Consider the following 26029-nt stretch of genomic DNA (forward strand, 5'->3'; position numbering starts at 1 on the left):
CGGAACGGGGATTTGGGAGGGACTTTTCCCCGTTTACGGGATCGTCCGGACAATCCGCTCCTTCGTTACCTTTCCGGCGATGAACCGGGCAAGGGCAAGAAGCGCTATCCCTGCAATCGCAAGGACCCCCTCCGTCGTCGCCGAAAGGCCCGGTCCGCCCGGCGCAATCCCCTGGAGCCCGACGATCAGGAAGATGAACCCGAAGATGAAGACGAACCCGAGGATCTGGTTCTCCCGCATCCCGAGTGCGAGCTGGGCCGCGCCGATGAGCCCTGCCGCGGCGGCGATCCAGATCGGGACGACGACCGCGAGGTGAAGGAGAAGCAGGGGTTCGGCGGCGATGGGAGCGTCGGTGAGACCGGTGACCGCCGCGACGGTCACTATCGCAGAGAAGAGGGTCATCAGGTACGCAGGCACCGCAACTCCGGCTGCTTTCCCCTCCCAGAGGCGGCGGAGCGAGACCGGGGCGCAGAGGAGCGTCTCGATGGTGCCGTCCCGCTTCTCCCGGAGGAACGCGTCGGCACAGAAGATGTAGCCCATGAAGATCCCGACCGGGAGGGTGACGGCGGCGATGCTGCCGGCAAGGATCGTAACCTCTTCACCGGCACCCGCGGCGATCCCGAGGGCGGACATGACCGGGAGCCAGACGGCGAAGATCAGCCCGGAGATGAGGAGGCTCCGGTTCCGGATGGCGAGTCTTATTTCGCGGCGGGCGATGACGCCGAGCGTGCTCATGCTCCGCCCTCCGCCCGGCCGACGTGTTCGAGGTGAACTACCCCAAGCGTACGCAGGGGGCTTCCTGCTTCATCCCCCTCCCCAGCGGGAGCGAGTCCACAGGCTCTTCGGCGCGTTCCACGCCTGCAAGTGCAAAGTTTCGGATATTGATCGCGGCATTCAGATCCCGGTCGTGACAGGTGCCGCAGTCCGGGCACGTCCACGCCCGATCCTTCAGCGTCAGATCGACCTTCCGGTACCCGCAGACCGAACAGGTCTTTGAAGACGGCTCGAAGACCCCGATCTTCAGCAGGGTTTTCCCTGCTTCCTGACACTTGTACGCCAGCATCGAGAGGAACATGCCCCATCCGGCATCGCCGATCGCCCGGGCCAGAGAGGGGTTCTTCACCATGCCGTTCACGTTCAGGGACTCCACAGCCAGTGCTTGATTTTCGCGAACCAGTCGAGAAGAGAGCTGGTGCTGGAAGTCCCGCCGCTGATCGGCAATCTTCTGGTGACACCGGGCGACCTTGAACCGGGCTTTGTTCCGGTTCCTGGAACCCTTTTTCTTGCGGTCGAGCCTGCGCTGGAGCACGGCTAACCGCGTTTGAGCGTTCCTGAGATACTTCGGGTTTGCCACCGCATCGCCGGTCGAGAGGACAGCATAGTGCGAGAGCCCCATATCGATCCCGATCGTCTGGTCCGGGATCGGATCGGCGGGTTTCGGGGATTTCCTGCCGTCCTCGACCACGATGCTGATGAAGTACCGACCGGTCGATCTGCGGATGACCGTCGCAGACTTCATCGTTCCCACGAAGGTGCGGTGGAACACGGTTTTGATCGCACCGATCTTCGGGAGTTTTACCGTTCCTTGCTTGAAGTCCACGGTATACGACTGTGGAACCATGAAAGACTGTTCCGGGTCGTGCTTCTTCTTGAAGGTCGGCTCTTCTGCACGACCCTCGAAAAAGTTCGTGAATGCACGCGAAAGGTGGTGCATCGACTGTTGCAGTGACTGGGCGTTGACCTCCTTCAGCCACGGCAACTCTTCCTTGAGCATCGGAAGCTGGTTCATGAGGGCGTACCCGGACAGGCTGATACCTTCGTTGTGATAAATCTGGTTCTTGAGGTTGAGCGCCCAGTTGTACACATACCGGCAGCACCCGAGGTGCTTGGCGATCAGGATCATCTGATCCTTTGTCGGATACAGCCGGTACCGGTACCCCCGCAGCATACAATAGAGTCATAGTGGACCCCTGAGACGATTAAGCCGCGCCGCGCGGGGTGAAAGTGAACCAGACGCTGGGGCGCCGCTTTCACCTTCCCCCTTGCGGAGGGAGCCCTCCCGCTCTGCCCCTTCAACCTCACAAAGGTAGATCTCCTCAAGCGACCGGGACGACCGGCGGACCTCCTCGATCCGGAAGTTGGCGCCGACGAGGGCCGCGATGAGGTCCGGGGTCGCACCCGGGTCGGAGAGGGTACAGAGGAGGGCGTCGCCGCTCATGTCGCACCCGGCGACGAACGGCAGTCTCCCGACCGTTTCGCACGCACGTGGACGGTCGCCCGGGTCGGCAAGGACGACCGTCACGGCCGGGCGGCCGGAGGCCGTGGTAAGGTTTGCCACCGAATCGAAGGCCCGGATACTGCCCCCGGCGAGGATCGCGACCGTGGAGCAGATGCGCTGGACCTCGTCGAGGTGGTGGGAGTTTAGAAAGACCGTCATCTCCTCCCGCCGGGAGAGTTCGACGATGAGGTCGCGGACCATCCGTTGCGCGCCGGGATCGAGGCCGGAGGAAGGCTCGTCGAGGAATACGACCTCCGGCCGATGGAGGATGGCCCGGGCGATCCCGAGTTTTCTCTTCATGCCGGTCGAGAACGTCCCGACCAGGTCGTCCCGCCGGTCGGCAAGGTCGACGAGGGTGAGGAGTTCATCGATCCTCCCGGCAGGGTCGTCGACGCCGTAGAGCCCGGCGTAGTAGGCAAGGTTGTCGGCAGCGCTCATCCGGTCGGCAAGGCCGTTGTTCTCAAAGAGAACGCCGACCCTCGCGCGCGCATCGTCGTCGACGGCGAGGTCCCGCCCGAGGACCCGGACCTCCCCCGCTCCGGGAGCAAGGAGACCGAGGAGGACACGGACGGTCGTGGTCTTCCCGGCGCCGTTCGGGCCGAGGTAGCCGAAGATCTCGCCGTGCCCGACGGTGAACGAGACGTCGCGGAGGATCTCGCGGCCGTCGAAGGACCGCGAGAGGTGCCGGACCTCGACGGCGTTCACGCCCGCCTCCTCCCCCGGCATCGCACGGTGCAGGGTTGAACGGGGGCGGGAGAGGAAAGGAGGGTTATGCAGGAGTTTTCAGTCGCATGACCGGTGCGAATCATATGGATAGATCTCTTTTCACGGATGTAAAAGAGGCGGTTCTTGTGTCACGTGCGGGCGGGAGCAATCAGAACCGGGAGCACCACGATCGCCCGGTCGCGCGGAGCGACGGATTCAAAGTTACCGTTCTCTGGTTGCGGAGCCGACAGAGGACCGCCTCTCCCATGGCCCGACACTCCGCCTGATGGTTCCCGGTACGAAGGGAAACCGGCCAGCCGCCACGAATGGACCCCCTCGCGCCCAAAAGGGAACCATTATGGAGCCGGGGGACAACATGGACATAAGGTGGGCCGGAACGCCCCGCCAGGGCCCGCTCCGGGACCGGCGGTTCCGCCAGGAGTTATTACGATGGAATTCACTTACGGTATCGACGACCGGCCGGGACCGGCATCGCTCCTCATCTTCGGCCTGCAGTGGCTGGCGGTGAGCGTCCCCGCCATCCTCATCATCGGCAAGGTGGTGGCCGACCTCCAGCCCGACGGGTCGGTCATCCCCTACCTTCAGAAACTCTTCCTCCTCATCGCCCTGGTGATGCTGGCTCAGATCTACATCGGACACAAACTTCCCCTGGTGATCGGCCCGGCGACGGTGCTCCTGATCGGCATCCTCGCAAGTCTCGACGGCGGTTTTGCGGCAATCAACGCGTCGCTGGTGATCGGCGGGCTTCTCCTTGCAGGGCTCGCGGCGACCGGACTCTTCCGGTATCTGAAGGCCCTCTTTACGCCCCGGGTGATCACGGTCGTCCTCATACTCATCGCGTTCACCCTCGCCCCCACCATCCTCAACCTGATCACAGACGGCGGCGGCACGGTTCCCTCGACGCATACCTTCCTCTTCGCCCTTGCATTCGCTCTCATTCTCTTTCTTGCAAACGGGTTCCTCAAGGGGATATGGAAGTCGACCCTTGCGCTCTGGGCGATCATCCTCGGGACCCTGGCCTACGTCGCCCTCTTCGGTGCGGTCCCGCTGCCCCCTGCAGATACTGCCCTGCTCGCACTCCCAGGAGGTCTGCTCGCGCCGCTCGCCGTGCCCGACGCCGGGGTCCTTGCAGCATTCCTGGTCTGCTTTCTTGCGCTTGCCGTAAACGACCTCGGGTCCATCCAGTCGGTGGGCGGCCTTCTTTCGGCCGACGCGATGGGTGAGCGGGTGAACCGCGGGGTGGCCGTCACCGGTCTCGGCAACGCCCTTGCGGGCCTCACGGGAGTGATCGGCCCGGTGAACTTCTCCCTCTCCCCCGGCGTCATCGCCGCAACCGGGTGCGCGTCCCGGTTCGCCCTGGTCCCGGCCGCGGTTGCGCTCGGGCTCCTCGCCGCATCGCCGCTTGCTATCGGCTACCTGGGAAGCATCCCGGGCCCGGTCATCGGCGTCGTCCTCGCCTACGTCATGGCCGCCCAGATCGCGGCAGGTCTGATGCTCGGGCAGGAGAACCGGGCATTCGGGACATTCGACGAAGGGCTGATCGTTGGCATTCCCCTTCTTCTCGGGACCGTGGTGGCGTTCCTGCCTGCAGCAATCGCCGCAGGGTTTCCGGCAACGATCCGCCCCCTGGTCGCGAACGGCTTCGTGGTGGGCGTCATCACGGTCTTACTCCTCGAACATGTCGTCTACCGCCGGACGCAGACGTAGACTCGACGGGTGCGCTCACGGAACCACTTTTTTGCAGTTCCTTTCACGGACCTCGCCTTGCTTTCCTCTGCGTTTTGATATCCCACCCCGGGGTACAGCCCCTGTAGACCGCAACCAGGCGCGATCACCCGCAGCAATGATATGTCGGGGGAGACGTCGTCCGGAACTCGTGGCCATCACGAGTACCACGAACATGAACGCACCGACCGCCAGTGCAGAGAAACCATCAGGTCAGCGGTTCACGCTGTCCTATCATCCATGCCTGGCTAATCTGAAGCACACTTAAGGAAGAGAATTCGAAAGGTCCTCAATAACTTCTCTTATAATATCGGATTTTAATTTGATCAGTTCTTTTCGATTTTCGTGTTCTTCTTCAAGGGTTTTTGCCCTCATCAATTGACCTATTAATGCCTGATTCAGGTTCGGATACTCTCCACTCTCAACTTTTTCCTCCAGCCACCGGTATAATACATTTGGAATTCGTCCGGATATCGGAGAAGCGCCAGATCGTTCAGCCATTGATTCAAAAGACATCGTCTCGGAAGTCTGTTTAACTTATGTATGCCATATATCAGTACATGGCATACTTTAATGCTCAGCTACGCTCATCTCAGTTCATGGAAAATAGCAAGCGAGATGTTGCGACCGCTCATCTACCCCTCCACCTCCGGAAATGGCCTGGGGGAACGGCGTGCGATGACGGGCGCTCAAATCGAGACGCATACGAAGGCTTCGACAGTATGAACGTTGCTGGCTGTCCCAGGTGCGGCGCGGACGGCATCAAGATCGGGCGTACTTTGCTGCCGGAGGGCGACGAAGCCTACGAACAGTATTGTTGCCTGAAGTGCGGACACGGCTTCATGCTCAAGGAAAGGGAAAAGGTCTGATCGAGGATGTCTTCAAATCAGGCGTTTACAGCGTGCCGGTCAGGTAGACGCCCATAGTTTTCTGTATAGCCAAACGCTGCCCCTTCGGGTCATGCACCTGCACCACCGTATCGTCAACATTGTCAGGAGCGGTCATTCTTGCGGGAGCCAGAAGGACCTGGTCTAAGCGGTGCGGGGGGCCAACCGCCCTGCCCCGGAAGTGCCGACCGAGTCGACGCCGGGGAGACGGCCCCCTGACCCGCAGGCTTCGGGTCCCGTTCCGGTAATGGGACGCATGTTCCCGGATAGTTGCCGATTCTCATGTGCTCCGCGGCCCCGGCAGGGCCGTCATTGAGCCTCACCCCTGAAGCATCGAATCGAAGCGTTGAGCCTTTTCATCTCCCATAAGGCAGAAGGACTGATGACCGAGTCCCAGCTGCTCGGCCACCGGGCAGGTGGGGCAAAGGCACCCTTTGCTTTCCGCGATACAGTGGAAACTGCTCCCGGTAGAGCAGAAGAGAAGCTCCTTCGTGCTTTTCGCGCAGTCGTTGTTCGTGGGGCACTCCGGGCACGTGCACATCATTTTGAGTTCTTCCAGCTTCTCCTTGATGCCGTCCTGAGGCATGCTCAGCAGTTCCTTCTGCGTCTGAACGTACCTGTCCTCGGGCAGCATTTCTTTCCTCACATCCGATTGTGCCATACAAGTCGTCCGACTGAGCTTCAACCGTAATAATAATTTTTGTCGAACATCGGATCTCTCCACGATATCCCGCAAGCACATATCCATCTCCTATATATCCCCTGATCTGTGTAATCGCTCACTCCAAGACGGCGCGTAGCGCCGGGTACGCCGGAATTGTCCGGACAGGAGAAAAAAATGAAGAAGGAAGGCAAATCAGAAACTGAGCAAAACAGGACAGGAATTAAAGAATAGTGACTTTACTGCCTCCCGATCAGTAAATAAACCGGTCACCGCGTTGACTCCGTTTACGTCCCCAATGCGTCGAAAGGAAAGCAGAATGAAGTGGGCCCGGTGCGATTCGAACGCACGACCTCCCGGTTATCAGCCGGGTGCACCACCGGCTATGCTACGGGCCCGGATACACTCATAGTAGTGCCTATAAACGTTGTATAATCTTCAATTTAAAGATTGTGCAAAGACCTTGCTTCGCCCGTTCCGCTGCACGGGCGGCCTCCCCGGAAACGCCGTCACCGTGGCCCGCCGGTGCCGGGTCTATCCGGTCAATCTATGGGAAAGGACGAGGGAGACAGCAGCCCCGGTGGTGCCGAACCGCGGGGCTCCCCTGAAGAGACTGATCAAAGGATATGGGCCCGGTGCGATTCGAACGCACGACCTCCCGGTTATCAGCCGGGTGCACCACCGGCTATGCTACGGGCCCAAGTACGACTGCCTTATACTATCTGCCGTTTTAGCATCTAATTGTTTTGGATCGGCAACCAAAGCACTATGTTGAAAACCGATAATAGAAGTACAGTTGAGTGACAAATGGCAGTACGATACCTACTCGGGAACGAGGGCATTGCTCATGCATGCCTGGAAGCAAATATCGATTTTGCCAGCGGCTACCCGGGAACGCCGTCCTCCGAAGTGATCGACGTCCTTCGGGTTCAGAAGGAGCGCCCCTTCACCGTGGAGTGGTCCACGAACGAGAAGGTCGCCTTCGAGAATGCACTCGCCGCCGCCTGGTGCGGGCTGCGCGCACTCTGCACCATGAAACACGTCGGGCTGAACGTGGCCGCCGATCCCCTGATGACGAGCGCATACACCGGGGTGACCGGCGGGTTCGTCCTCCTCTCTGCGGACGACCCCTTTGCACACAGTTCCCAGAACGAGCAGGATACACGGCGCTACGCGCACTTCGCCCGGCTCCCCTGTCTCGACCCGGCATCGGTCCAGGAAGCCCACGATATGATACGGGACGCCTTCGCTCTCTCCGAGGAGTTCGGCCTGCCGGTTATCTTCCGCCCAACCACCCGTATCTGCCACTCGAAGGGCGACGTCAGTATCGGCGAGGTCGGCACAGAACACCGGACGGCCGCCTTCCACCGCGACCCAAAGCAGTACGTGGTCATCCCCGCACACACCCGGGTGCTGCACCAAAGACTGAACGAAAAACAGCCGGCGCTCAAAAAACGGCTGGTTGAACTCGGCTACAACCGCCACACCGTCCGGGGCGCCACCGCCGTCGTCACGAGCGGCGTCGCCGCCGCCTACGTCCAGGAGGTGCTCGGGGGCGACGTCTCGCTCGCGGTCATCGGCGCCTACCCGATCGATGAGGAGTGGCTCCGGCGCTTCGTCGACCGGCATGAAAAGGTCCTCGTCGTCGAGGAACTCGCCCCGGTCGTCGAGGAGGCGGTACGCCAGGTGGCGACGAAGACGGAGGTCCTCGGCAAGATGACCGGCACGGTCCCCTACGAAGGGGAGTTCACCCCGGCAACCGTTGCCGACGCCGTCAAGAAGGCGGGCATCACCCCCACAACGACCTTCCCGGAGGCTTCCCCGGTCCCGGGGGTACCGCCCCGCCCGCCGATCCTCTGCGCCGGGTGCATGCACCGGCCGACGTTCTACGCGATGCGGAAGGTCTTCCGCGATGGGATCTTCCCGAGCGACATCGGGTGCTACACCCTCGGGCTCCAGCTCGGGGCGGTGGACACCACCATCTGCATGGGCGCTTCGATCACCGTCGGGAGCGGCATCGCCAGGGCGGGCGAGGAGCACCCCGTGGTCTGCACTATCGGCGACTCGACGTTCCTGCACACCGGGATACCCGGGCTCCTGAATGCCGTCTACAACGGCGCCGATATGGTCGTCGTCATCCTGGACAACCGGATCACCGCCATGACCGGCCACCAGCCGAACCCCAACACCGGCGTGACGGCCATGGGCGTCGAGAGCACCCCCATATCGCTCGAGGCGATCTGCCGGTCGTGCGGGGTCTCCTGGGTCGAGACGATCGACCCCTACGACCTTCCCGTGCTCCTCGACACCTTCCGCCGGGCAAAAGAACGTAAGGGCGTCCGGGTGGTCATCTCAAAGCAGCCCTGCGTCATCACCGCCCGACGGAGCGGGATACGGCGCAAGGCCTATGCGGTCGACCCCGAGGCGTGCAGGGGCTGCGGCGCCTGCCGGTCGTTCGGCTGTCCGGCGATAGCGTTCTCCGGAAAGATCGCGACGATAACCGAACTCTGCGCAGGATGCGGCGTCTGCGCGGACATATGCCCGTCGGGTGCGATCGGCGCGGAGGGACGGCAATGAAACCCTCGTTCGACATCCTGATCGTCGGGATCGGCGGCCAGGGCACCGTGCTCGCTTCGAACGTCCTTGGAGAGGCGTGCATCATCGAGAACCGGACCGTCAGGAGCGCCGAGACCCACGGCATGGCGCAGCGCGGCGGGTCGGTGGAGAGCCACGTCCGCATCGACGGGCGGTTCGGCTCCCTGATCGTGCCGGGGACGGCCGATCTCCTGATTGCCTTCGACCTCCTCGAAGCCCTCCGCTACCGCCACTACCTCCCGGCCGGAGGGAGGCTCGTGGTGAACCGGCACCTGGTCGTCCCGACATCGGTCTACCAGCAGGAACTCGCCGTGCCCGACGAGGAGAGCATCCTCGCCGCGCTCTCCGATCTCGAGGTCACCTGCATCGACGCCGCACGCCTCGCAGAGGAGGCGGGGAGCATCCTCTCGCAGAACATCGTGATGCTCGGCGCGGCGTCCGGGGATATCCCGCTCCAGCCCGGGAGCCTCGAAGAAGCCGTGCGGCGGTGCGTCCCGAAAAAGACCGTCGAGGTCAACGCCAGGGCGTTCCGGCTGGGACGGGAGGAAGGAATGTTGGGCCGCGGCGCGGCCTGAACGAGGCCGCCGGGGTTTTCCGGCACCACTCTTTTGCGGCACAACAGAGCGCCGCCCGCAACCTGTATTAGTCACCCCGCCCGAGTTGGTACGCCATGACCGAGCAGGATACTGCTGCAGCGCTGAAGCACCTTCTGGGGACAAAGCCGACGTTCAGGCTCTCGGAACTGCAAAAAGACCTGGGATACGGGCAATCGCTGGAACGCCTCGCCGGAGAGATCCGCCCGCACCTCGACGGCCTCGGCCTGACGATCCGGTCAGCCGGCGACGATTACGTGATCGGCCGCACGGAAGAACGGTTCGCGGTCGACGAAGCCGGGCGCGAGCGTGAGATCGCGTTCTTCCGGAATCCGGAAGTGCCTGATTACATCCAGCGACTGATCGAGGGCTATATCGGAAAGAAGACCGGCAAATCTGCCGACGACCCGGTCGTGCTCGACCGGATAGCGAATGCCATCCTCGCCCAGAAGAGCCGGTACTGGAAAGAGCAGCAGGTGAGTTACCGCAAGGCCTACCCGGTTCTCGGCTACCTGGCCTACCATGCGCCCGTCTACCTGGTGCAGTTCGAGCACATCCTCTGGCAGGTCATCGGCCAGGGGCTGGCAAAGCCCCACATGCGCATCCTCGACCTCGGCACCGGGCCGGGGGTCGTGCCGCTCGCCGTCATCGACCTCTTTTCCCGGGTCGGGAACGGCTCGGCCGAGGTCTACGCCGTCGAGCGCTCCGATGAGCACCTCGAGGCCTACAACGCCCTGGTTCCGGCCGCTGCCGAAGCGAAAGGAAACGCGGTGCAGGTGCATAGGCCTATCCGCGGAGATATCGGGACGCTCGCCGCCGGAGACCTGCCCGACCGAATCGACCTCATGGTCTTCTCAAACGTCTTAAACGAGCTCCGTCATCTGGATATCGACCGGCGCGCCGACCTTGTCGTCGGTCTCGCCGACCATCTCGCGCCAGACGGGACGATCGTCGTCGTGGAGCCCGCCGACCTTGCCAACGCAATCGCCATGCGCCGGACCGCGCGCGCAATCGCGGACCGGGGCCTCACCATCCACAGCCCCTGCTCGTTTGTCTGGTGTACCGCCTGTAACCCCGCACGGTGCTGGACCTTCGAGCAGAAGGGCGACATCCGGCCGACCCGGCTGATGGGACGCCTCGCAGGGGGAAAGGACGGGTACCGGTTCGTCAACGTCGATATCAAGTATTCCTCCGCACTCCTGCGTAAGGCTCCGGAGACGCAGCATGCCTACCGTGTCCCGGCGGGGGCGAAATTCGTCCGCTTCTCCCACCTCTACCGGCACCGTGATCGAAAGATCAACGTCGTCGCCGCGTTGATGTCCGGGAACCTCGGCGACAAGCGGACGAAGGTCTACAAGGTCTGCGACGGGACGCCCGCAGAGCCGACCTACGCCGTGGCCCCGGCGACTCTCCGCGGCACGAACCGCGATGCGCTCGAAGGTCTTGCCTACGGGGCAATTGTCCAGTTTTACGGGGTCCTCGTCCGTTTCAACCGGGATCACGACGCGTATAACCTGGTGATCCTGCCGGGGACCCGGATCGAGCCGGTCGAGCGACCGACGGGAGCGGGAGCCGGGACGAAGACGGGACAGGCGCACGGGGAAAGCGCCTCCCACTAAAAAAAAAGGCTACGCCGCCCCTTCAACCGCGCGGGACGGCGGGGCTCTCCAGAGTGCATAGAGGATCCCCCCGTAACCGAGACTGACCGCAACGACCTGAACAATCGTCCCGAGCAGCGGGATGAAGAAGAGGATCTGCAGGATCACGAACCCGAGGACGAAGGTCCATGCACGCCCCGGTTTCCGCCCAGCGCGGGAGGCAATGACGACCCCGAGGGCATACGCGACAAAGAGCGACGAGAGCATCAAGGCGACGATGAAGAGCAGCCCGCCGACAAGCGCAATAGGGAGTCCGACGATGGTGACGGCAACGATGAGGAGGAGGATCGCCGATACGATGATCGCAAAGAACCCGACAACCGTGAGGATGACCGGACGAGCCTCAATCTGCCGGACCACCGCCGCGAACGGTTCGGGGAGGAACTGGACGAAGAGGAGCCCGAGGATCAGGAACCCTATCGCGGCAAACACCGCAAAGAGGCCGGGCAGCAATCCCGAATCCTGTTCCTCCTCGAACGTCACGTTCCCGGCCGTGCCGGTGTTCGTAAAGGTGTCGGCCGAGACCGTCAGGTTGCGCAGGACCGTTCCGGCGTTCGTGACCTCTCCCGCACCGATCACTGCGTCGCGCTCGATGACGGCATTTTCGCCGATCCGGACCGTGCCCCCGGTGATGAGGGTGTTCGTCGCGTTCCCGTTCAGTTCGATCTCGCCCCCGGCGGCGAGCACCTTCCCACCGACGTCGCCGTTGACGGTCAGGGTGCCTCCCGCGGCGATGACGTCGCCCTCGATTGGCGCATTCACCGTCACCGTGCCCCCGGCAACCGTCAGACTATTTACAGGGGCGCTGACGGTCACGGACCCTCCCGAGACGATTACGTCGTCGGGGATGGGGGTGTCGATCACCGGCTGGTCCCCGCCGAGGAAGGTGAGGGCATGGACTCCCGACGGAATGAGGAGCAGAGCGAGTATGATCACTGCCAGATGCTTCATGTAGCGAGGGTAGCGCGTTCTCCGAAAAAAAGGTTCGTATCGTATGCGGCAGAGCGAGGCCCAAGAGACGTCCTTCGGCAGCGGGTGCGGCGGCCGGCCGCGGCGAAACCTGGAGGAGCCTATACCGAAAGGGGACATAGCGGCTCTCTCGCCCCGCTACACCAGTTTCGCAAGGCGGCCCTTGAGCTCCGCGATCACTTCGTCCTTTCCGGGAACGTCCGATCCCTGAATGGAGCGGATGCTCTCCTCAACCGACGTGGCGATCCAGTCCTTCGGGACACCGGATGCAGCGAAGAGGTCCTGCCATTCATCGGTTCCAAACGGGATAACCCTGACTAACTTCCCGAGGATGTTCCAGTCGACGACCTTATAGTCCACTCCGGTGCTGGTATCCGCAACCTGTACCGACCGGTCTTCATTGCACCGGATGACCCGGCCGTGGACAACGTAAACGCTCACCTCACTTTTATCGGTGAAGGTGATCTGAAGTACGTCGCCCGGCTGCGGACTCTCGGGAACCATATATAGGGCGATATCGCCCGGATACAGGAGTTCCGGCTCGTATCTGTCTGCGATACCGATATACCCGGTGTCGGAGACATAGAGCCGGAGGTATTCCTGGTAGAATTTTCGGACAATCCAGTAAACCGCTCCGGGATGCGTTTCCGCCAGTTTCAGGAGGAGGTTGTGGATGGCGCTCGGGATGCTCTCCGGCCGCTCCAGCACCTCGTGCGCCAGCCTCTCGTATGCTTCTACAACCCCGGCTTCCGTCTGCGTTGCCTCTGCCATTCCAACAGCCCCGGGGCATACTATCGGTCGGAGCATAAAAGCGTTCCTTCGGGATTCCACCGGTATGCGGGTCCGGGCCTTTCCTCGCGTTTTCCTTCGCACAGGTCCGGAGAGACGAAAGGCGGTCGAGACCCGCCACCGAATGGATGCAGAAACGGCGGGAAGCGATAACTATAATACTTATATTTAGCTGTGACCATACAGTAGAGCAGAGGATATTGACATGGGTGGCATAAAGGATTCTACGTATCTTGATGTCCAGAAGGCCCTTGCCCGGCGGTTCTCCCCCGGGGAGGGGTGGCAGTTTGCATGGTATCCCGCCTCCGGCAGTGAGCAGCCGGAATGCATGCTCTCCCGTCGGGCCGCCGGCAGGATGGAGCGGGTGATCGTACACGTAAGGATGACACCCGTGGTCCCAAGGGAGGCGGTCGAGGAACTCCTGGTCCGGTGCCGGACGCTTGCCGCAGGAAACGTCAGCGTTGATAAGGCGATTCTGGTCGTACCCGGCGGGGCGAACGTCGCCGGAGTTCCCGAGGGGATCGAACTCCTGGAGCTGCCCACCTGGCAGGTCGTCGACGGCCGGATCACCTGGTCGAGGAATATCGAGCGCAGTACGTTCCTTCGGGAAGAACGTGCGAAGTGGGGTCTCGCGTAAGGTTCCCCCCCGCGCAACACATTTACAACGACATTCGGCAGACCCTCTATTGAAAGAGGGTCGCGTCGCACCTTCGGCGCTTGAACCCCCGTCAGACCATCGCGAGTGTTTCAGGGGGATAGCCGGCACAATAACGCATACGTGAGGCACCGCCCGTCCGGGCACCTGGCTCTCTTTCGCCGTGCAGGTCTTTCACCATCCGTGCGCCCCTCCTTCCCGGCCCATAACGGCTGTTTTCAGCGACGATTCGATCCAACAGTCCTGAGGATTAGCTGCGTGTCACAGAAAAGGTATATACCGGAACGTTGAGCTCTCCAGCGTGGATATCGAAATCGGTATCCCGCAGTGCGCGGGGGCCACCCATCCCTGGTTGACGACCGGATGACGCACCCCGCGTGCCCGGAGGCATGACGATCTGGGCTCTCGAACTGTAAAAACGTTGCGCTGTGCCTCCATCCCATTACACGGAGGTGAACGATGCAACCAAAAACAATCGGGGGACTGCCTGTAGTTCTGGCACTCCTCCTCACCGGTATGGCGATTGTGCCGATGGTGAGCGCACAGACGGGTATTGAACAATCGTTCGATCTGCAGACCTATCGAGCGGGAGCGCTCGAACACGTATCCGCACGGGAAGGCATCCCCATGGAGAATTTAACCCTGATAAACGAAGCCTTTGCCACGTTCCCCCTTACGGGCCGGACCTTCTGGGGGGCGAAGATACTGGACGAAAAGTCGTCCGCCGTCTACGGGGTGTATCTGGACGAAGAGGGGAAGGTCGCCGATATCGATGCCGTCAGTGAGGCCGAAGCGGCTGAGAAGAGCGAACGATATGGAAAACTGGACCCGGAACTTGCGGATCGCGTCTCGACCATGCGCTCCGACGAGAAAGTCGTTATCTGGGTCTGGCTGACGGAGCCCTCCATGGACCGGTCGCGGTTCCAGGGCAACCTGAGCGAGGAGCAGCACCAGGAGCTGCTGAGCCTGCAGAGGTCCACGTATGCCGCCCATGAAGCGCCGGTGATCGACTTCCTGAAGGCACAGGACTCAACGGTAGTCTATGCCAGTCAGTACGCCCCGGTGGTCTTCGCGGAGGTCTCGCGAGAGACGATCTAGGACCTCGGCAAGCGGCCGGATGTGGTATCGATGGACATCACCCGGGAGTATGAACCCGCACTCAGCAGCGCAGCGCCGACCGTGAAGGCGGACGTCGTCTGGGGGAGAGGGGTGACCGGCACAGGCATCAAGGTCGCGATTGTGGAAGTGCCGGAAGTTGGAACCGAGAATTCGAGGATACAGTTCTCAAACCCTTACCTGCTTGACGGCGCGTCGTATCGCCCCGATCTGCCTGTGAGTTCCCATGCAACCGCGGTAGCCGGCATCGTTGCAAGCACCCACTCAACGTACAAAGGCATCTCTTACGGGGTACCGGCGCTGCTCTCTGCAAATGCCCCCAGCGAGGACGATACCGATATCGTCGCTGCAACAGAGTGGGCGATAACGCAGGGCGCAAAAATTCTCAGTTGCAGTTTTGGGGGAGAGACATTGAGCGAACTCGATGATATGGACCAATATCTCGATCACGTCGTCTGGAGCAATCATCTGACCGTCGTTGTCGCTGCGGGCAATCCGCCCAACAGCGGCAATGTATGGTGTCCTGGACTTGCCTATAACGTCATTACCGTTGGTGCTTTTGATGATCGGGATTCATCAGCCTGGCCAGGTGATACCATGTGGCAATACTCCGGCTATAACGATCCGGAATCGCAGCACGGCGATCGGGAGAAGCCGGAGGTGGTCGCCGTAGGTACCCGGATCACATCGACAACAGACATGAGTCCATGGATTGAAAGTGCTCTTTCGGGAACAAGTTACGCCGCACCGGCAGTATCCGGCGAGGCCGCCCTGCTGATGCACCGGCAGAGCCAGCTTGCGTCCTGGCCGGAGGCCGTCAAGGCAGCCATCATGGCGGGAGCGATCCACAACATCGAGGATGCCAGCAGGTTGAGCGACCGCGACGGCGCGGGCGGGATCGACTGTTCGATTGCCGACGACACCATCGCGAACAACCGCTGGTGGGCGAATACCGTGACCTACGGCGATTTCCCGAAGACCTACGTCCTCGGCGGTCTCCCCGCCGGGAAGAAGGTCAGAGTCGTCGCCGCGTGGGACTCGCATCCGCCGGATCTGCACCCGCCTTACGACACGATCAACGACCCACTGGAATCCGATATCGATTTCGTTGTCTACGATCCGAACGGCGAGCAGGTTGAAGCCGCGGCGTCCTACGACAACAACTATGAGATCGGCCAGTTCACGACCGAGATCAGCGGGAATTACCAGGCGAGGGTTATTGTATACCGGTTCGAAGGCGCATCGGAGCGTCTCGCGCTGGCCTACAGTATCAGCGACCCCTGAACCCACTTATTTTGCACGCGCAAACGGAGAAATTACAATGAAAGTACGGATTCACGTATCCATTGCAATGATAGCCCTCATCGTCGTTCTCGCGACCGCCGGGTGCTTGGAACCGACCGGTACCGCCGTAAACACCACCACCCCGGAACCCACACCGGAACCCTGTGAGACGTGCACCGTCCCCGAGGGATTCTGCGGCCCGTCCTCGGTCTGTCCGGGGGAGCCGGTGAACGGCGTCTATGTCTTCACAGACAAGAACGTCTACCGTATCGGGGAGGTAGTGGAGTTCGGTATTGTCAACTGCGGCGATGGGCGCATAATGTTTGCTCACCCATCCCCTGGAGGATTGAAAGATGGGTCACGAACGCATCCGGGGGCATGCCGGGGAACGACACCGATGGTACATGGGAGATGATTGGCTATGTTTCAGGCTTTGTTCAAACAACGACATGGCCTCTCCATCCCGGAGAGACGGAGACGGTGCGGTGGAATACCACAGGCTGGAATACTCCGGAGTGGGGGAAAGAGGTACGGCCGGTGGACGACAACGTCACCCTTACCCCCAGGACATACCGGATACAGTACCCCTGGATCGGGATATCCCGGGCAGACCGGATACAGTACGTTGAGGGCAACCTCACCTTCACCAAGGAGTTCGAGTTTGTGTGATGGGTGAAGCGGACGGCTTCTGGCCAGTATGCAGCCCGAAGGGTCCCGTTCATCCGGAAACATGAAGATATGCGCGCAAACGGAGAAATTACAATGAAAGTACGGATTCACGTATCCATTGCAATGATAGCCCTTATCGTCGTCCTTGCCGGCGCCGGGTGCCTCGAACCGGCCGATACCGCCGTAAACGCCACCCCGGAGCCCACACCGGAGCCCTGCGAGACCTGCACCGTCCCCGAGGACTTCTGCGGACCGCCCGGGGTATGCCCGGGGGAGCCGGTGAACGGCGTCTACGTCTTCACGGACAGGAACGTCTATCATATTGGGGAGGTGGTGGAGCTTGGCATCGTCAACTGTGGCGATGAGCCGGTGGAGTTCGGCAGCCCACGCCCATGGTGGATTGATAAATGGGTCGCGAACGCATCCGGATGCATGCCAGGCAAGTGCACCAGCGGTGCATGGGAGCCCATCGCCGATGCAGGATATACCCCGGCCGTGATATGCTTCCTCAACCCCGGAGAGAACTGGACAGTGCAGTGGAATACGACAAACTGGTGGGATACCGCAGAAGCGAGTGGAAGTCCTGTATGTCCATATGATATTCGGATTCACGACGATCCCCTTACTCCCGCGATATACCGGGTGCGGTATGAGCCCAACTTCACCAAAGAGTTCGAGTTCGTGTGACGCGGAATAACTCCGGCCACCGGAATCGGGGGTCCTCGCGCCGTATTCCGGCTGTCGGGATCGCCGGGGTTACCCGGGAACCCCGGGCCTGCACCGGTGTTTCCCGACCGTGGTCTGGCGCCGGGAGGCACGCGGGTTCATTCGCATGCCGATCACTGATACCGGCTTAAGATCTCGTCGGCCTCTTGCCGGGTCATATTGCCAGCCCTTACCTCTGCCTCGCAATAAGGGCGAACCTGGGCGAGCAATTCTTCTTCGGTGTCATAGGGGCCGAAAAGAACCTCTTTGCCTTCGTCGTTTACGATACAAACCCCATATGATGTAGCTATGTCTCCCTGATAGTACGACATCACGATCTCGTCGCTTCCATCCACTGTTTTGGACAGTTTCATACCGTTTTTAATATCCTCCAACGTTCCCTCGTACATCTTAACGGTCTTATCTACCTTTTCCTGCGTCCAGACATACCAGCCGTCCGTTGGATTCCAGCCTTTTCCCCCAATTATGCTCTGCAACTGGATTTTCTCATTATCCAGCCATTCCTTATATTCGTCGTAAGTCCACCATTCGACCTCGGGCGTCGGATAAGCCCTAGCATAGTCTTCCTCGCTCATCCATGTTCTTCCATTATCCATGCTGATGACAACGTTTCCCGTATCCTCATCAAGCCGGGAGAGAAGCATGCCCGCCGCGGTACTCACACCTACATCCCCGTGGGTCGTATTCTCATCCCGATTCTTTTCATCGATCATTGCCGACGTCGCAAATGCCGTTGCGGTACCGACAACCAGTGCGAGCGCCAGAACAATACCGATAGTCGTCGTTCTCTTCGTTTTCATAATAGCCACGATCCTTTCTTCGATTGCAATTTTTCCGAACCCGTTGCAGAACGGGTTCAGCCTGCTCTTCTTCTCCTCCATGCCGATCAGGGCACGGGCATACGCGGACTTTGTCGCCTCCCCGAACGTCCGCACGACCGCCTCGTCGCAGGCGAGTTCGATATCGCGGTTCGCGAGGACGTACATCACCCAGACCAGGGGGTTGAACCAGTGGACACAGAGCGCAGCCGCGAGCAGCCACTTCGCCAGCGCATCGAACCGCCGGACGTGCGTATACTCGTGGGCAAGGACGTATCCCAGCTGCTCTTCGTCGGCATACTCCGTCGTCTTCGGCAGCAGCACCACCGGCCTGACAAACCCATAGGTCAGCGGCGCGGAGATGGTGTCCAGCTGCCTGATCCGCACGGACCGCCGCAACGGGTGTTCCCGCTGCCACAGGGTCACGAAGTCGTTTGCGACCGGCAGTGCCGTCCGGTACTCGCGGAGGCAGCGCACGTGCGTGACGGCGAAGAACAGGGCGCAGATAAGCACACCCGACAGCCAGACCAGCATCACCGGGGAGACGGCCAGGGCGGACGATGCCGCCGGGGCAGGCGTTCCGACAGCGGAGACGATACTGCCGCCGGTTGAGATTGAAGTGCCGACCGGTTCCGTAACCATATCCCTCACCCGGTCGAGCAGCGTGTAGACGCTGAACCGCGATGGGACCGAGAACGGAACGAGCAGACGGCAGACCACGATCCCCCACAATGCGAGAAACGTGACTTTCGGCACCCGGTGAAGGAAGAGCGCCCGGATCGCCACGACCGCCAGGATGAGGAGAGAGACGGAGAGGGTCATATCCACGATCGACACAGTCGTCACCTCATTCCAGACTCTCGACAAGCCGCTTCAGACGTTCAATCTCTTCGGGAGAGAGGTTCCTGCGCCCGAGAATCGAAGCGACAAGCTGGTCGGCGGCACCGTCGTAGAGTTTATTGATCAGTTCGGTGGTCTCGAACTCCCGGGCCTGCTCCCGCGTGATCAGCGGGCGGCAGACAAAGTTCGGGTCGCGCCGCTCGATAGCTCCTTTGTCAAGGCACTTCTTGATGACGGTGTAGGTGGTGGTCTTGCTCCAGCCCACCTGCTCCTTGAGGTCCTCGGCAATCCGCTTCGCGGTGGTGTCCCCCTCCCGCCAGAGAACGTCCATCACTCTCAGTTCGGAATCGAATAACTTGATCGCCATCTGCGTACACTCCTTCGGAGGGGCAGTGAGCCCCGGCAATAGAATGTTACATTATATTCTACTGCAATAGAATGGATACGCAAGAAACTATTTAATGATTCCGGAGGCTCGCAACCGAGCCACGAAAAAGCCGGGGCGAACAAGAGAAGGTGGGCATCTGCTCCGGCCGGGCGGGTCGCGCCACCACCGGGGCGCCCCTGGACGGTCACATTCCGAAATCGAAGAGCGTCGTCCGCGACGGATCGACGTCGTGCCAGTCCCACCCCAGCGGCTCGATGATCCGTGAGATCGGCCCCTTGAGCGTCTTCTCAAGCATCGTCTCCCAGTCGACGACGAACTCCGGCGGCACCTGGTCGGCGTACTCGAAGCAGACCACATCCGTCCGCGGGTACTTCGCCGTGACGGTCCTTATGTAGACGCGCTTGGGTTTGCTGCCCCGCTTGAAATCGGTGCCGAGATACTTGTTCGAGTACTTGGCGCCGCGGATATGGGCGTCGTCGTTCTCGTAACTCTCCAGGCTCTTTCCGATCCCCCCGGGAATGCCTGCCTCGTCGAGGGAATACTCCCCGCGGCGGTACTTCCTGATGACGTCGCGCAGGTATCCCTGCACGTCCTCGAACGCGTCCCCGCGGAGGATCATCTCGATGACGTCGCGCTGCACCTCCCGCGTGATCTGCGGCGAATCGCTCCGCCGGATCTCGAACCCGACGACATCGACCTCGTCGACGTCCTTGCCCTCCTTCCAGACAAGGTGCCCGGCGTAGCGCTTCTTCTTGCCGGCCTGGAAGAAGCGGCTGTAGACCTTCTCGAACTTGATGGAGAAGTAGTGCCTGTCGGCGTTGAGTTCGGTCTTCGCGAAATCGCCGTAACTCGCGTTCAGCCGGGCTTCAATCGCCCTCGCCCGCTCAATGGTCTCCGAAAGGTCCCCCGGCGGAACCTCGACCATACAGGAATCGGTATCGCCGTAGAGGACCTGATAGCCAAGACCGGTGATGACGTCGCGGGTGTGCCTGATGATCGCCCGGCCGACCGAGGTGACGGCCGACCCGATCTCGCGGTCGTAGAGCCTGAACCGGGTGTAGCCCGAGACCCCGTAGTAAGAGTTCATGATCACCTTCAGGACGTTCTGCTGGAGGTCGTAGAGGACGTACTCCGGCGACCCGAAGGGGTACTGATTGCGCAGGCGCTTGCGCTCGTCCCGCTCCTCGAGAAGTTCGGCGATGATGCTCCTCGTTAACCCGTCCGGTTCCCGGGAGAACCGGACGCCGTTTGGAGCACGCAGCTCGCCCTCCGGGTTCTTCGTCTCGGGCGAGGCGTTGATCGTCATCATCGCCATCGGGTAGAGCGATTTCAGGTCGAGGACCACCACGTTCTCCCGGAGGCCGGTGGCGGGCTCGAAGACGGTCGCCCCCTCAAACTCGTCCCCGGCGGCGAGCCCCTTCGAGGGGAGGACGAACCTGCCCGACGCCTTCCGCAGGACATAGATATCGATGACGTTTGACGAGTTCAGCGTCCGGTCGAGCGGACACCCGACGTACCGGGAGATCTCCCGGTAGAACTCAATGATATTGTCCTTTTTATCGATCCCGACACAGAGTTCGACGTCCCGGCAGTTATACTCCACAAGCCGCGCCGGGTCGGACCGCCAGAGCGAGGTGACCGTTCCGCTATAGCGGACCTTCGTCACTCCGAGTTCCTCGTCGGCAACCGCATCGAGCCGGTAGGACTCCTTCTGGGCCTGGTGCATCTTCCGGTAGGCGGAGAGAAGGTCGAAGATTGCCCTGCCCCGGACGGCGTCCCGCGCGGTCTGTCCGGGGAGACGCGCGAGGTCCTCGGCCCGGAGGCCGAGCGTCGCCATCCGTTTCAGGATGTAGGGGATATCGAACTCCACGAAGTTCCAGCCCGAGAGGATGTCCGGGTCGCGCTTCCGGACGTAGTCGACGAGCCCCCGGAGCATCGAGACCTCGTCGGGATACCGGACGACCCGGTGCCGCCCATTGACACAGAGGTCCGGGACATCGCCCTGCACCCCGCCGGGCTGCCAGAGGAGGGTCACATAGTCCTCGTCGAAAGAATCCCAGCAGGTAACGCAGATTATCGGGTCCCGTTCGGGCTCGGGGAACCCCTGCTCGTCCACGCACTCGATATCCATGATGCAGGTGCGCGCGGGGGCTACGACATCGGACGGCGCGAGTTCGCGGTAGTCGACCACGGAGGTTCCGGCAGGGATCTCCACGCCGGCGGAAAGACCGCAGTCGATCATGAAACGGGTGGCAAACGGGATATCGGCCTCGTAGTGCTCCCGAAACAGGCTACGGGTGTCACGGACATCGCTGGGGCGCCGGGTGTAGAGGCGCCGGAGCAGCTCGCCGCGGATGGAGCGGTAGGTCGTCCCGGGCTCCACTTCAACTCCCTCTGGGGGTCGACGCTTCTCCACCTCGTCGGCGGGCACGTAGAAGTAGGGCCGAAAGCCGGTTACATCGACCTGGACGGCTTTTCCGGAAGCGTCCCGGCCGAAGATGTGGATGATCGGGGTCTCAGCGCCGACGCTGTATTCAACCTGGTGAATGCCGATCCGGGCCCTGCTGAAATCGTCCAGGGTCGACGGAACGCTCATACGGGACTCCGACACCTGATCAGACATCGAATCTCCTGCAGAGAGTCTGCACGAACGCCCCCGCTTCCGCCATCTTCGCACCCTCCCACGGGTCCAGATCCCACTCCTCGATGCCGAGGATACCCTCGCGGCCGATCCGGGCGGGAACCCCGAGCGAGCAGTTGGATAGGCCGTATTCGCCGTCGAGCACACATGAGCAGGGGAGGACCTCGCGCCGGTCGTCGAGGATTGTGCGTATCAGCATGGCGATGTGGTATGCGGGGCCAAAGACCGTGCCGCCTTTGCCGCGGATCACCTCCATGCTCGCCCCCCGCATCCGGGAGAGGATCGCCTCCCGCTCCCCGACACCGGGATCGGCGCCGGTCTTCGAGAAGAGCGGCACCTGGTGATCGCCGTGCTCGCCGAGCACCCAGGCGGGCCCGGAAATCCCGGCCTCTTTGAGGAAACGGGCAAACCGTGCGCTGTCGAGCTGGCCGCCAAAGCCGATGCACCGCCGCCGGTCGATACCCAGCATCTTCCAGAGGCCGTAGTTGTTTGCGTCCATCGGGTTCGTGACGGTGATGACGACCCCGGAAAATCCCTGCAGGTGCCTGCTGCAGCGCTCCACCACCGGGACATTGGCCTCGAGGAGGTCGGCCCGGGTCTTGATAGCGGGCGTCCTCGGGGTGCCCGCTGCAAAGACGAAGATATCGGCATCCCGCATCGCCGCCATCTCTGTTGAGATCGCGACGTCGAGGCCCGTGTGCTGCAGGTCGAGCACCTGTGCCCGGAGGAGGGGCTCGTACACGTCGTAGACGACGATCTCGTCGACGAGACCGAGCGCGGCGGAGAGAAACGCCGCTTCGCCTCCCACCTTTCCTACCCCTAAAATTGCGAGCGAGGTCATAGTATCGGTCCTGTACATTCAGATAACGGCAAACGATTCTGCGCGCGTGAAAGCACCCTGCTATACGGAAAATAACGATCCAACAGGGAAGTAAGGTCTCTCACCGCCGCCCATACCGGTTACCCGGGCTCCGGAGAGCGGAGCGTATTCATTCCTTATTATACCTTGGCGCGAGAGTATAATAATACCTCACTCCTACCTTTTTTCAATGGTTACGCTTTATCCTGGCCCCATCAAGGTCGGCGGCGTCCGGTTGAAGAACCACCTTCTGCTGGCGGCCGGCATCCTCGGAACCACCGGGGCGTCGCTCGCCCGCGTCCTCGCGAACGGTGCGGGGGGTGTGGTCACGAAATCCATCGGCCCGGGCCCAAACCCGGGCCATCCCGGACCCTGCCTGGTTGTCGTCGACGGCGGTATCATCAACGCCATGGGCCTGCCGAACCCCTCCGCCGCGTTCGCGGACGAGCTGGCCGTTCTCGCGGGCGAACCGGTGATCGTGAGCATCTTCGGAGGGACCCCCGAAGAGTTCCGGACGGTCGCCGGATGGTTCTCCGGTAAGGCGTCCGGGTTCGAGTTGAACCTCTCCTGTCCGCATGCGGCGGGCTACGGAGCCGCGATCGGAAGCGACCCGGCTCTCGTGGAGGAGTGTACGAAGGCGGTGACCGCTCTCGGGGTCCCGACCTGGGTGAAACTCACCCCGAACGTCGCTGACATCGGGGGGATCGGAGCGGCTGCGGAACGCGGCGGAGCGGATGCGGTCGTTGCGGTCAACACGGTAAAGGCGATGCGGATCTCGACGGCGCTCCGCCGGCCGGTGCTCGGGAACCGCTTCGGCGGGCTCTCCGGGGAGGCTATCTTTCCCATCGCCGTCCGGTGCGTCTACGACCTTTATGAGGCGTGTTCCATCCCGGTTATCGGGTGCGGCGGTGTCTCGACCGCCGATAACGTCGTCGAGATGATGATGGCGGGAGCAAGCGCCGTCGAGATCGGGAGCGCGGTCGTCGACGATATCGGCATCTTCTCGACGATAGCAAACGACCTCTACAGCCACGACGGCATCGATGCACGCGAGATCGTGGGGTGCGCCCATGGATGAGCAGATGCCCGTTGGGGTTACGATACAAAAAATCGTAGAGGAGACGCCGTCGGTCAGGACGTTCGTCTTCGACCGCGAGATCGCCGCCCGCCCGGGGCAGTTCGTGATGGTCTGGGTGCCGGGCGTGGACGAAATCCCGATGGCCCTCTCCTCCCCGTCCGCGATCACCGTCCAGAAAGTGGGGGATGCGACCGCCGCCCTCTTTGCGATGCACGAGGGCGACCGGATCGGGATCAGGGGTCCGTACGGAAACGGTTTTACGGTCTCCGGGAGGACGCTCGCCATAGCAGGCGGCGTCGGTGCCTCCCCGCTGCTGCCGCTTGTTGCGGCCGGGCAGGTGGATACGTTCCTCCTCGGCGCACGGACCGCAGCAGAACTCCTTTTCGCCGGCCGGATACGGGAAGCGGCGACGCTGATGGTCGCGACCGACGACGGCACCGCCGGTCACCATGGGTTCGTGACCGAGCTCGTGTCACGGATCGACCTTGCCGACTTCAGCCACATCTGTGTCTGCGGGCCGGAGATCATGATGGCTGCGGTGCTCGCCGCCCTCGACCGGGAAGGTTGTGCGGAGCGGGGACAGTTCTCCCTCCACCGCTACATGAAGTGCGGGATCGGCCTCTGCGGCTCGTGCTGCACCGACCCGCACGGCCTGCGGGTCTGCAGGGACGGCCCCGTCTTTTCCGGCGACGCCCTGATCGAGAGCGAGTTCGGACACTACACGCGCGACGCGAGCGGGAGCAGGCACAGGGTCTAAGTGCCCCCCGCGCGGGCATCAGGCAAGGAAGTCTTCCTGGGGCTTAAAGAGGAGGGCTACGATGTTCTCCAGCCACCCGGCCACCTGGGAGGTGAGCGGGGCCCCTTCATCCCGGGCTGAAGCATTCACTCCGGCCGTAGCCGTACCGTTGTCCGGGGGGGGTAGGCGAGCGGGCGTGTCGCTCGCCGTCTGGTTTTGGGGTCCGGTCTCGTTCGCCGCAACCTCTACCGGCTCCCTGCCCTCAAGCAGGGACGCATCGTCGGTGAAGAGACGGATGAACCGATCGCCGTCGCCGCCACCGACGACAAGGAACGAGCCGTCGGGAGTCACGGCAAGAGACTCGGCACGACCGCTGAGGGCGATCTTCTGGAGTTCCGCGCCCGTCCAGTCGAGGACATAGACGGTCCTGCCGGATGCGGCGAAGATCTCATCGGCCTCGTTTGTCAGGGCTACCGCGATGATAGCATCTTTTGTGGGATATTTCCAGAGGTGCTCACCCTCCCCTGTGGAGAGGTAGACGCAGCGGTCGTAGGACCCGGCCGCCACGAACCGCGCATCGGGGGTGAGAGCCACGCTCTTCACGAGATTGCCGGTCCCGTAACTCCAGGATTCCCCCTCCCGGCTGTTCAGGTAGTAGACTCCCTGGTCGTCACAGCCAACGGCAATCTTACGGCCGTTTTCCGAGATTGCAATACCGTAACCATCGGTCCCCATATCGTAATCCCAGAGTTGTTTCTTGTCCAGGTCGAAGATATAGACCGCACCGTTATCGCACCCTGCGGCAATATAGGTGCCGTTCGACGAAAGCGCCACGCTCCGGTAGATAAAAGTCGTCTTCTCGGTCCAGAGCAGGCTTCCGTTCCCGTCATAGAGATAGAGTTTGTCTGCGGCGACACCGATGTAGGACCCTTCGGGAGATATCCCCACGCCGTTTACCCGGGAACCGACGAGGATCTTCCAGAGGACGTTCCCCTGCCGGTCCAGGAGGTATATCCCCGAACCCGCACCGGCAACAATCCTGGAGCCGTCCTGGGTGATAGCCACGGACCGGACGGCATCATTGACCCCCACTCCCCAGAGGGGAGCATAGTCCTCTTCCGCGCCTGCGGCGACACCGCACAGGGCCACCGATAGACAGCAGAGCAGAAGGAGCGGCGTCAGGAACCTGCCGACCTCGCGGCTGCGGGTCCTCGAACCGGAACGCATTGCCCATGTAATCCCGGAACCGCCCGGGCGCCCGGCGGTAGAGCGGGTCAAAGCCACTTCCCCAAATGACATCGGGCCCAGACTAGAGAGAGAGAGCATATATATTTTTCG

Annotated in this window: 25 protein-coding genes and 2 tRNA genes; 13 read left to right on the forward strand and 14 right to left on the reverse strand. The window is 61.9% G+C overall.

Annotated features, from left to right (window positions below):
- Nucleotides 1-33: 33 nt before the first annotated feature.
- Genes BP737_RS12430 through BP737_RS12440 form a run of 3 tightly spaced genes read right to left on the reverse strand, consistent with a single transcriptional unit; the run spans nt 34 to nt 2983 of the window.
- The gene (locus BP737_RS12430; protein WP_292409698.1) at nt 34-735 is read right to left on the reverse strand and encodes an ABC transporter permease; all 702 of its coding nucleotides are present in this window, start codon (nt 733-735) and stop codon (nt 34-36) included.
- 37 nt (nt 736-772) lie between these two features.
- Nucleotides 773-1948 carry an RNA-guided endonuclease TnpB family protein gene (locus BP737_RS12435; protein ID WP_292409700.1) on the reverse strand — a complete coding sequence of 392 codons (1176 nt, stop codon included), beginning with the start codon at nt 1946-1948 and terminating at the stop codon, nt 773-775.
- 9 nt (nt 1949-1957) lie between these two features.
- Nucleotides 1958-2983 (reverse strand): ABC transporter ATP-binding protein, encoded by a 1026-nt coding sequence (locus tag BP737_RS12440; protein ID WP_292409702.1) that lies wholly within the window; start codon nt 2981-2983, stop codon nt 1958-1960.
- A 450-nt stretch (nt 2984-3433) separates the two neighbouring features.
- Between BP737_RS12440 and BP737_RS12445 the strand changes: the two genes are divergently transcribed.
- Nucleotides 3434-4711 carry a uracil-xanthine permease family protein gene (locus BP737_RS12445; protein WP_292409704.1) on the forward strand — a complete coding sequence of 426 codons (1278 nt, stop codon included), beginning with the start codon at nt 3434-3436 and terminating at the stop codon, nt 4709-4711.
- Between the two features lie 282 nt (nt 4712-4993).
- Here the strand turns inward: BP737_RS12445 and BP737_RS12450 are convergent, their stop codons facing one another.
- On the reverse strand, nt 4994-5245 hold the full coding sequence (locus BP737_RS12450) for a hypothetical protein (protein ID WP_292409707.1): 252 nt from the start codon (nt 5243-5245) through the stop codon (nt 4994-4996).
- 206 nt (nt 5246-5451) lie between these two features.
- Here BP737_RS12450 and BP737_RS12455 point away from each other — a divergent pair, with 206 nt between their 5' ends.
- Complete coding sequence (locus BP737_RS12455) at nt 5452-5598, forward strand: hypothetical protein (protein WP_292409709.1); 147 nt, start codon at nt 5452-5454, stop codon at nt 5596-5598.
- 337 nt (nt 5599-5935) lie between these two features.
- Here the strand turns inward: BP737_RS12455 and BP737_RS12460 are convergent, their stop codons facing one another.
- The 3 genes from BP737_RS12460 to BP737_RS12470 form a co-directional block, all read right to left on the reverse strand.
- On the reverse strand, nt 5936-6250 hold the full coding sequence (locus BP737_RS12460; RefSeq protein ID WP_292409711.1) for a DUF2769 domain-containing protein: 315 nt from the start codon (nt 6248-6250) through the stop codon (nt 5936-5938).
- A 352-nt stretch (nt 6251-6602) separates the two neighbouring features.
- Nucleotides 6603-6675, reverse strand: a tRNA-Ile gene (locus BP737_RS12465).
- A gap of 229 nt (nt 6676-6904) precedes the next feature.
- Nucleotides 6905-6977, reverse strand: a tRNA-Ile gene (locus BP737_RS12470).
- A gap of 107 nt (nt 6978-7084) precedes the next feature.
- Between BP737_RS12470 and iorA the strand changes: the two genes are divergently transcribed.
- The 3 genes from iorA to BP737_RS12485 all read left to right on the forward strand — a co-directional run bounded on the left by iorA (nt 7085) and on the right by BP737_RS12485 (nt 11084).
- Complete coding sequence (gene iorA / locus BP737_RS12475) at nt 7085-8854, forward strand: indolepyruvate ferredoxin oxidoreductase subunit alpha (protein WP_292409713.1); 1770 nt, start codon at nt 7085-7087, stop codon at nt 8852-8854.
- A complete protein-coding gene (locus tag BP737_RS12480; RefSeq protein ID WP_292409714.1) occupies nt 8851-9447 on the forward strand; it encodes an indolepyruvate oxidoreductase subunit beta in 597 nt (198 codons plus the stop codon). The genes iorA and BP737_RS12480 overlap by 4 nt, the downstream gene beginning before the upstream one ends.
- Nucleotides 9448-9542: 95 nt before the next feature.
- Nucleotides 9543-11084 carry a small ribosomal subunit Rsm22 family protein gene (locus BP737_RS12485; RefSeq protein WP_292409715.1) on the forward strand — a complete coding sequence of 514 codons (1542 nt, stop codon included), beginning with the start codon at nt 9543-9545 and terminating at the stop codon, nt 11082-11084.
- A 9-nt stretch (nt 11085-11093) separates the two neighbouring features.
- On the opposite strand, the gene BP737_RS12490 is transcribed toward BP737_RS12485, so the two are convergent.
- Entirely contained in the window at nt 11094-12074 is a 981-nt protein-coding gene (locus tag BP737_RS12490; RefSeq protein WP_292409716.1) for a hypothetical protein, read from the reverse strand.
- A 156-nt stretch (nt 12075-12230) separates the two neighbouring features.
- Nucleotides 12231-12863: a hypothetical protein gene (locus BP737_RS12495; protein WP_292409718.1), complete on the reverse strand. Its 633-nt coding sequence runs from the start codon at nt 12861-12863 to the stop codon at nt 12231-12233.
- Between the two features lie 223 nt (nt 12864-13086).
- Between BP737_RS12495 and BP737_RS12500 the strand changes: the two genes are divergently transcribed.
- The 6 genes from BP737_RS12500 (at nt 13087) to BP737_RS12525 (ending at nt 17292) form a co-directional block, all read left to right on the forward strand.
- Nucleotides 13087-13518 (forward strand): hypothetical protein, encoded by a 432-nt coding sequence (locus BP737_RS12500; RefSeq protein WP_292409720.1) that lies wholly within the window; start codon nt 13087-13089, stop codon nt 13516-13518.
- A gap of 477 nt (nt 13519-13995) precedes the next feature.
- Entirely contained in the window at nt 13996-14634 is a 639-nt protein-coding gene (locus BP737_RS12505; protein WP_292409722.1) for a hypothetical protein, read from the forward strand.
- 30 nt (nt 14635-14664) lie between these two features.
- The gene (locus BP737_RS12510) at nt 14665-15936 is read left to right on the forward strand and encodes a S8 family peptidase (protein WP_292409754.1); all 1272 of its coding nucleotides are present in this window, start codon (nt 14665-14667) and stop codon (nt 15934-15936) included.
- Between the two features lie 37 nt (nt 15937-15973).
- Entirely contained in the window at nt 15974-16351 is a 378-nt protein-coding gene (locus BP737_RS12515; RefSeq protein ID WP_292409724.1) for a hypothetical protein, read from the forward strand.
- Nucleotides 16352-16416: 65 nt separating this feature from the next.
- Entirely contained in the window at nt 16417-16605 is a 189-nt protein-coding gene (locus BP737_RS12520) for a hypothetical protein (RefSeq protein ID WP_292409726.1), read from the forward strand.
- 93 nt (nt 16606-16698) lie between these two features.
- Nucleotides 16699-17292 (forward strand): hypothetical protein, encoded by a 594-nt coding sequence (locus tag BP737_RS12525; protein ID WP_342686225.1) that lies wholly within the window; start codon nt 16699-16701, stop codon nt 17290-17292.
- Between the two features lie 152 nt (nt 17293-17444).
- Here BP737_RS12525 and BP737_RS12530 read toward each other — a convergent pair whose 3' ends face one another.
- The 4 genes from BP737_RS12530 to BP737_RS12545 all read right to left on the reverse strand — a co-directional run bounded on the left by BP737_RS12530 (nt 17445) and on the right by BP737_RS12545 (nt 22859).
- Nucleotides 17445-18986, reverse strand: a complete 1542-nt coding sequence (locus BP737_RS12530; RefSeq protein WP_292409728.1) for a M56 family metallopeptidase — start codon at nt 18984-18986, stop codon at nt 17445-17447.
- Between the two features lie 10 nt (nt 18987-18996).
- The gene (locus BP737_RS12535) at nt 18997-19356 is read right to left on the reverse strand and encodes a BlaI/MecI/CopY family transcriptional regulator (RefSeq protein WP_292409730.1); all 360 of its coding nucleotides are present in this window, start codon (nt 19354-19356) and stop codon (nt 18997-18999) included.
- 205 nt (nt 19357-19561) lie between these two features.
- Complete coding sequence (locus tag BP737_RS12540) at nt 19562-21973, reverse strand: DNA-directed DNA polymerase (protein WP_292409756.1); 2412 nt, start codon at nt 21971-21973, stop codon at nt 19562-19564.
- A 19-nt stretch (nt 21974-21992) separates the two neighbouring features.
- On the reverse strand, nt 21993-22859 hold the full coding sequence (locus BP737_RS12545) for a malate dehydrogenase (RefSeq protein WP_292409758.1): 867 nt from the start codon (nt 22857-22859) through the stop codon (nt 21993-21995).
- Between the two features lie 208 nt (nt 22860-23067).
- Between BP737_RS12545 and BP737_RS12550 the strand changes: the two genes are divergently transcribed.
- Nucleotides 23068-23955 (forward strand): dihydroorotate dehydrogenase, encoded by an 888-nt coding sequence (locus BP737_RS12550; protein WP_292409732.1) that lies wholly within the window; start codon nt 23068-23070, stop codon nt 23953-23955.
- The gene (locus tag BP737_RS12555) at nt 23948-24712 is read left to right on the forward strand and encodes a dihydroorotate dehydrogenase electron transfer subunit (RefSeq protein ID WP_292409735.1); all 765 of its coding nucleotides are present in this window, start codon (nt 23948-23950) and stop codon (nt 24710-24712) included. Before BP737_RS12550 ends, BP737_RS12555 begins: the two co-directional genes overlap by 8 nt.
- 18 nt (nt 24713-24730) lie before the next feature.
- Here the strand turns inward: BP737_RS12555 and BP737_RS12560 are convergent, their stop codons facing one another.
- Nucleotides 24731-25990: a WD40 repeat domain-containing protein gene (locus BP737_RS12560; protein WP_292409736.1), complete on the reverse strand. Its 1260-nt coding sequence runs from the start codon at nt 25988-25990 to the stop codon at nt 24731-24733.
- Between the last annotated feature and the right edge of the window lie 39 nt (nt 25991-26029).

Origin of the sequence: Methanoculleus sp. UBA291 (assembly GCF_002499755.1) — an archaeon.
Lineage (GTDB): Archaea > Halobacteriota > Methanomicrobia > Methanomicrobiales > Methanoculleaceae > Methanoculleus > Methanoculleus palmolei.

What these genes read in the sequence shown, in the direction of transcription:
- BP737_RS12430 (WP_292409698.1), bottom strand. Translation starts at nt 735, where the DNA reads ATGAGCACGCTCGGCGTCATCGCCCGCCGCGAAATAAGACTCGCCATC.
- BP737_RS12435 (WP_292409700.1), bottom strand. Translation starts at nt 1,948, where the DNA reads ATGCTGCGGGGGTACCGGTACCGGCTGTATCCGACAAAGGATCAGATG.
- BP737_RS12445 (WP_292409704.1), top strand. Translation starts at nt 3,434, where the DNA reads ATGGAATTCACTTACGGTATCGACGACCGGCCGGGACCGGCATCGCTC.
- BP737_RS12450 (WP_292409707.1), bottom strand. Translation starts at nt 5,245, where the DNA reads ATGTCTTTTGAATCAATGGCTGAACGATCTGGCGCTTCTCCGATATCC.
- BP737_RS12455 (WP_292409709.1), top strand. Translation starts at nt 5,452, where the DNA reads ATGAACGTTGCTGGCTGTCCCAGGTGCGGCGCGGACGGCATCAAGATC.
- BP737_RS12460 (WP_292409711.1), bottom strand. Translation starts at nt 6,250, where the DNA reads ATGCTGCCCGAGGACAGGTACGTTCAGACGCAGAAGGAACTGCTGAGC.
- iorA (WP_292409713.1), top strand. Translation starts at nt 7,085, where the DNA reads ATGGCAGTACGATACCTACTCGGGAACGAGGGCATTGCTCATGCATGC.
- BP737_RS12480 (WP_292409714.1), top strand. Translation starts at nt 8,851, where the DNA reads ATGAAACCCTCGTTCGACATCCTGATCGTCGGGATCGGCGGCCAGGGC.
- BP737_RS12485 (WP_292409715.1), top strand. Translation starts at nt 9,543, where the DNA reads ATGACCGAGCAGGATACTGCTGCAGCGCTGAAGCACCTTCTGGGGACA.
- BP737_RS12490 (WP_292409716.1), bottom strand. Translation starts at nt 12,074, where the DNA reads ATGAAGCATCTGGCAGTGATCATACTCGCTCTGCTCCTCATTCCGTCG.
- BP737_RS12495 (WP_292409718.1), bottom strand. Translation starts at nt 12,863, where the DNA reads ATGGCAGAGGCAACGCAGACGGAAGCCGGGGTTGTAGAAGCATACGAG.
- BP737_RS12500 (WP_292409720.1), top strand. Translation starts at nt 13,087, where the DNA reads ATGGGTGGCATAAAGGATTCTACGTATCTTGATGTCCAGAAGGCCCTT.
- BP737_RS12505 (WP_292409722.1), top strand. Translation starts at nt 13,996, where the DNA reads ATGCAACCAAAAACAATCGGGGGACTGCCTGTAGTTCTGGCACTCCTC.
- BP737_RS12510 (WP_292409754.1), top strand. Translation starts at nt 14,665, where the DNA reads ATGGACATCACCCGGGAGTATGAACCCGCACTCAGCAGCGCAGCGCCG.
- BP737_RS12515 (WP_292409724.1), top strand. Translation starts at nt 15,974, where the DNA reads ATGAAAGTACGGATTCACGTATCCATTGCAATGATAGCCCTCATCGTC.
- BP737_RS12525 (WP_342686225.1), top strand. Translation starts at nt 16,699, where the DNA reads ATGAAAGTACGGATTCACGTATCCATTGCAATGATAGCCCTTATCGTC.
- BP737_RS12535 (WP_292409730.1), bottom strand. Translation starts at nt 19,356, where the DNA reads ATGGCGATCAAGTTATTCGATTCCGAACTGAGAGTGATGGACGTTCTC.
- BP737_RS12540 (WP_292409756.1), bottom strand. Translation starts at nt 21,973, where the DNA reads ATGAGCGTTCCGTCGACCCTGGACGATTTCAGCAGGGCCCGGATCGGC.
- BP737_RS12545 (WP_292409758.1), bottom strand. Translation starts at nt 22,859, where the DNA reads ATGACCTCGCTCGCAATTTTAGGGGTAGGAAAGGTGGGAGGCGAAGCG.
- BP737_RS12550 (WP_292409732.1), top strand. Translation starts at nt 23,068, where the DNA reads ATGGTTACGCTTTATCCTGGCCCCATCAAGGTCGGCGGCGTCCGGTTG.
- BP737_RS12555 (WP_292409735.1), top strand. Translation starts at nt 23,948, where the DNA reads ATGGATGAGCAGATGCCCGTTGGGGTTACGATACAAAAAATCGTAGAG.
- BP737_RS12560 (WP_292409736.1), bottom strand. Translation starts at nt 25,990, where the DNA reads ATGTCATTTGGGGAAGTGGCTTTGACCCGCTCTACCGCCGGGCGCCCG.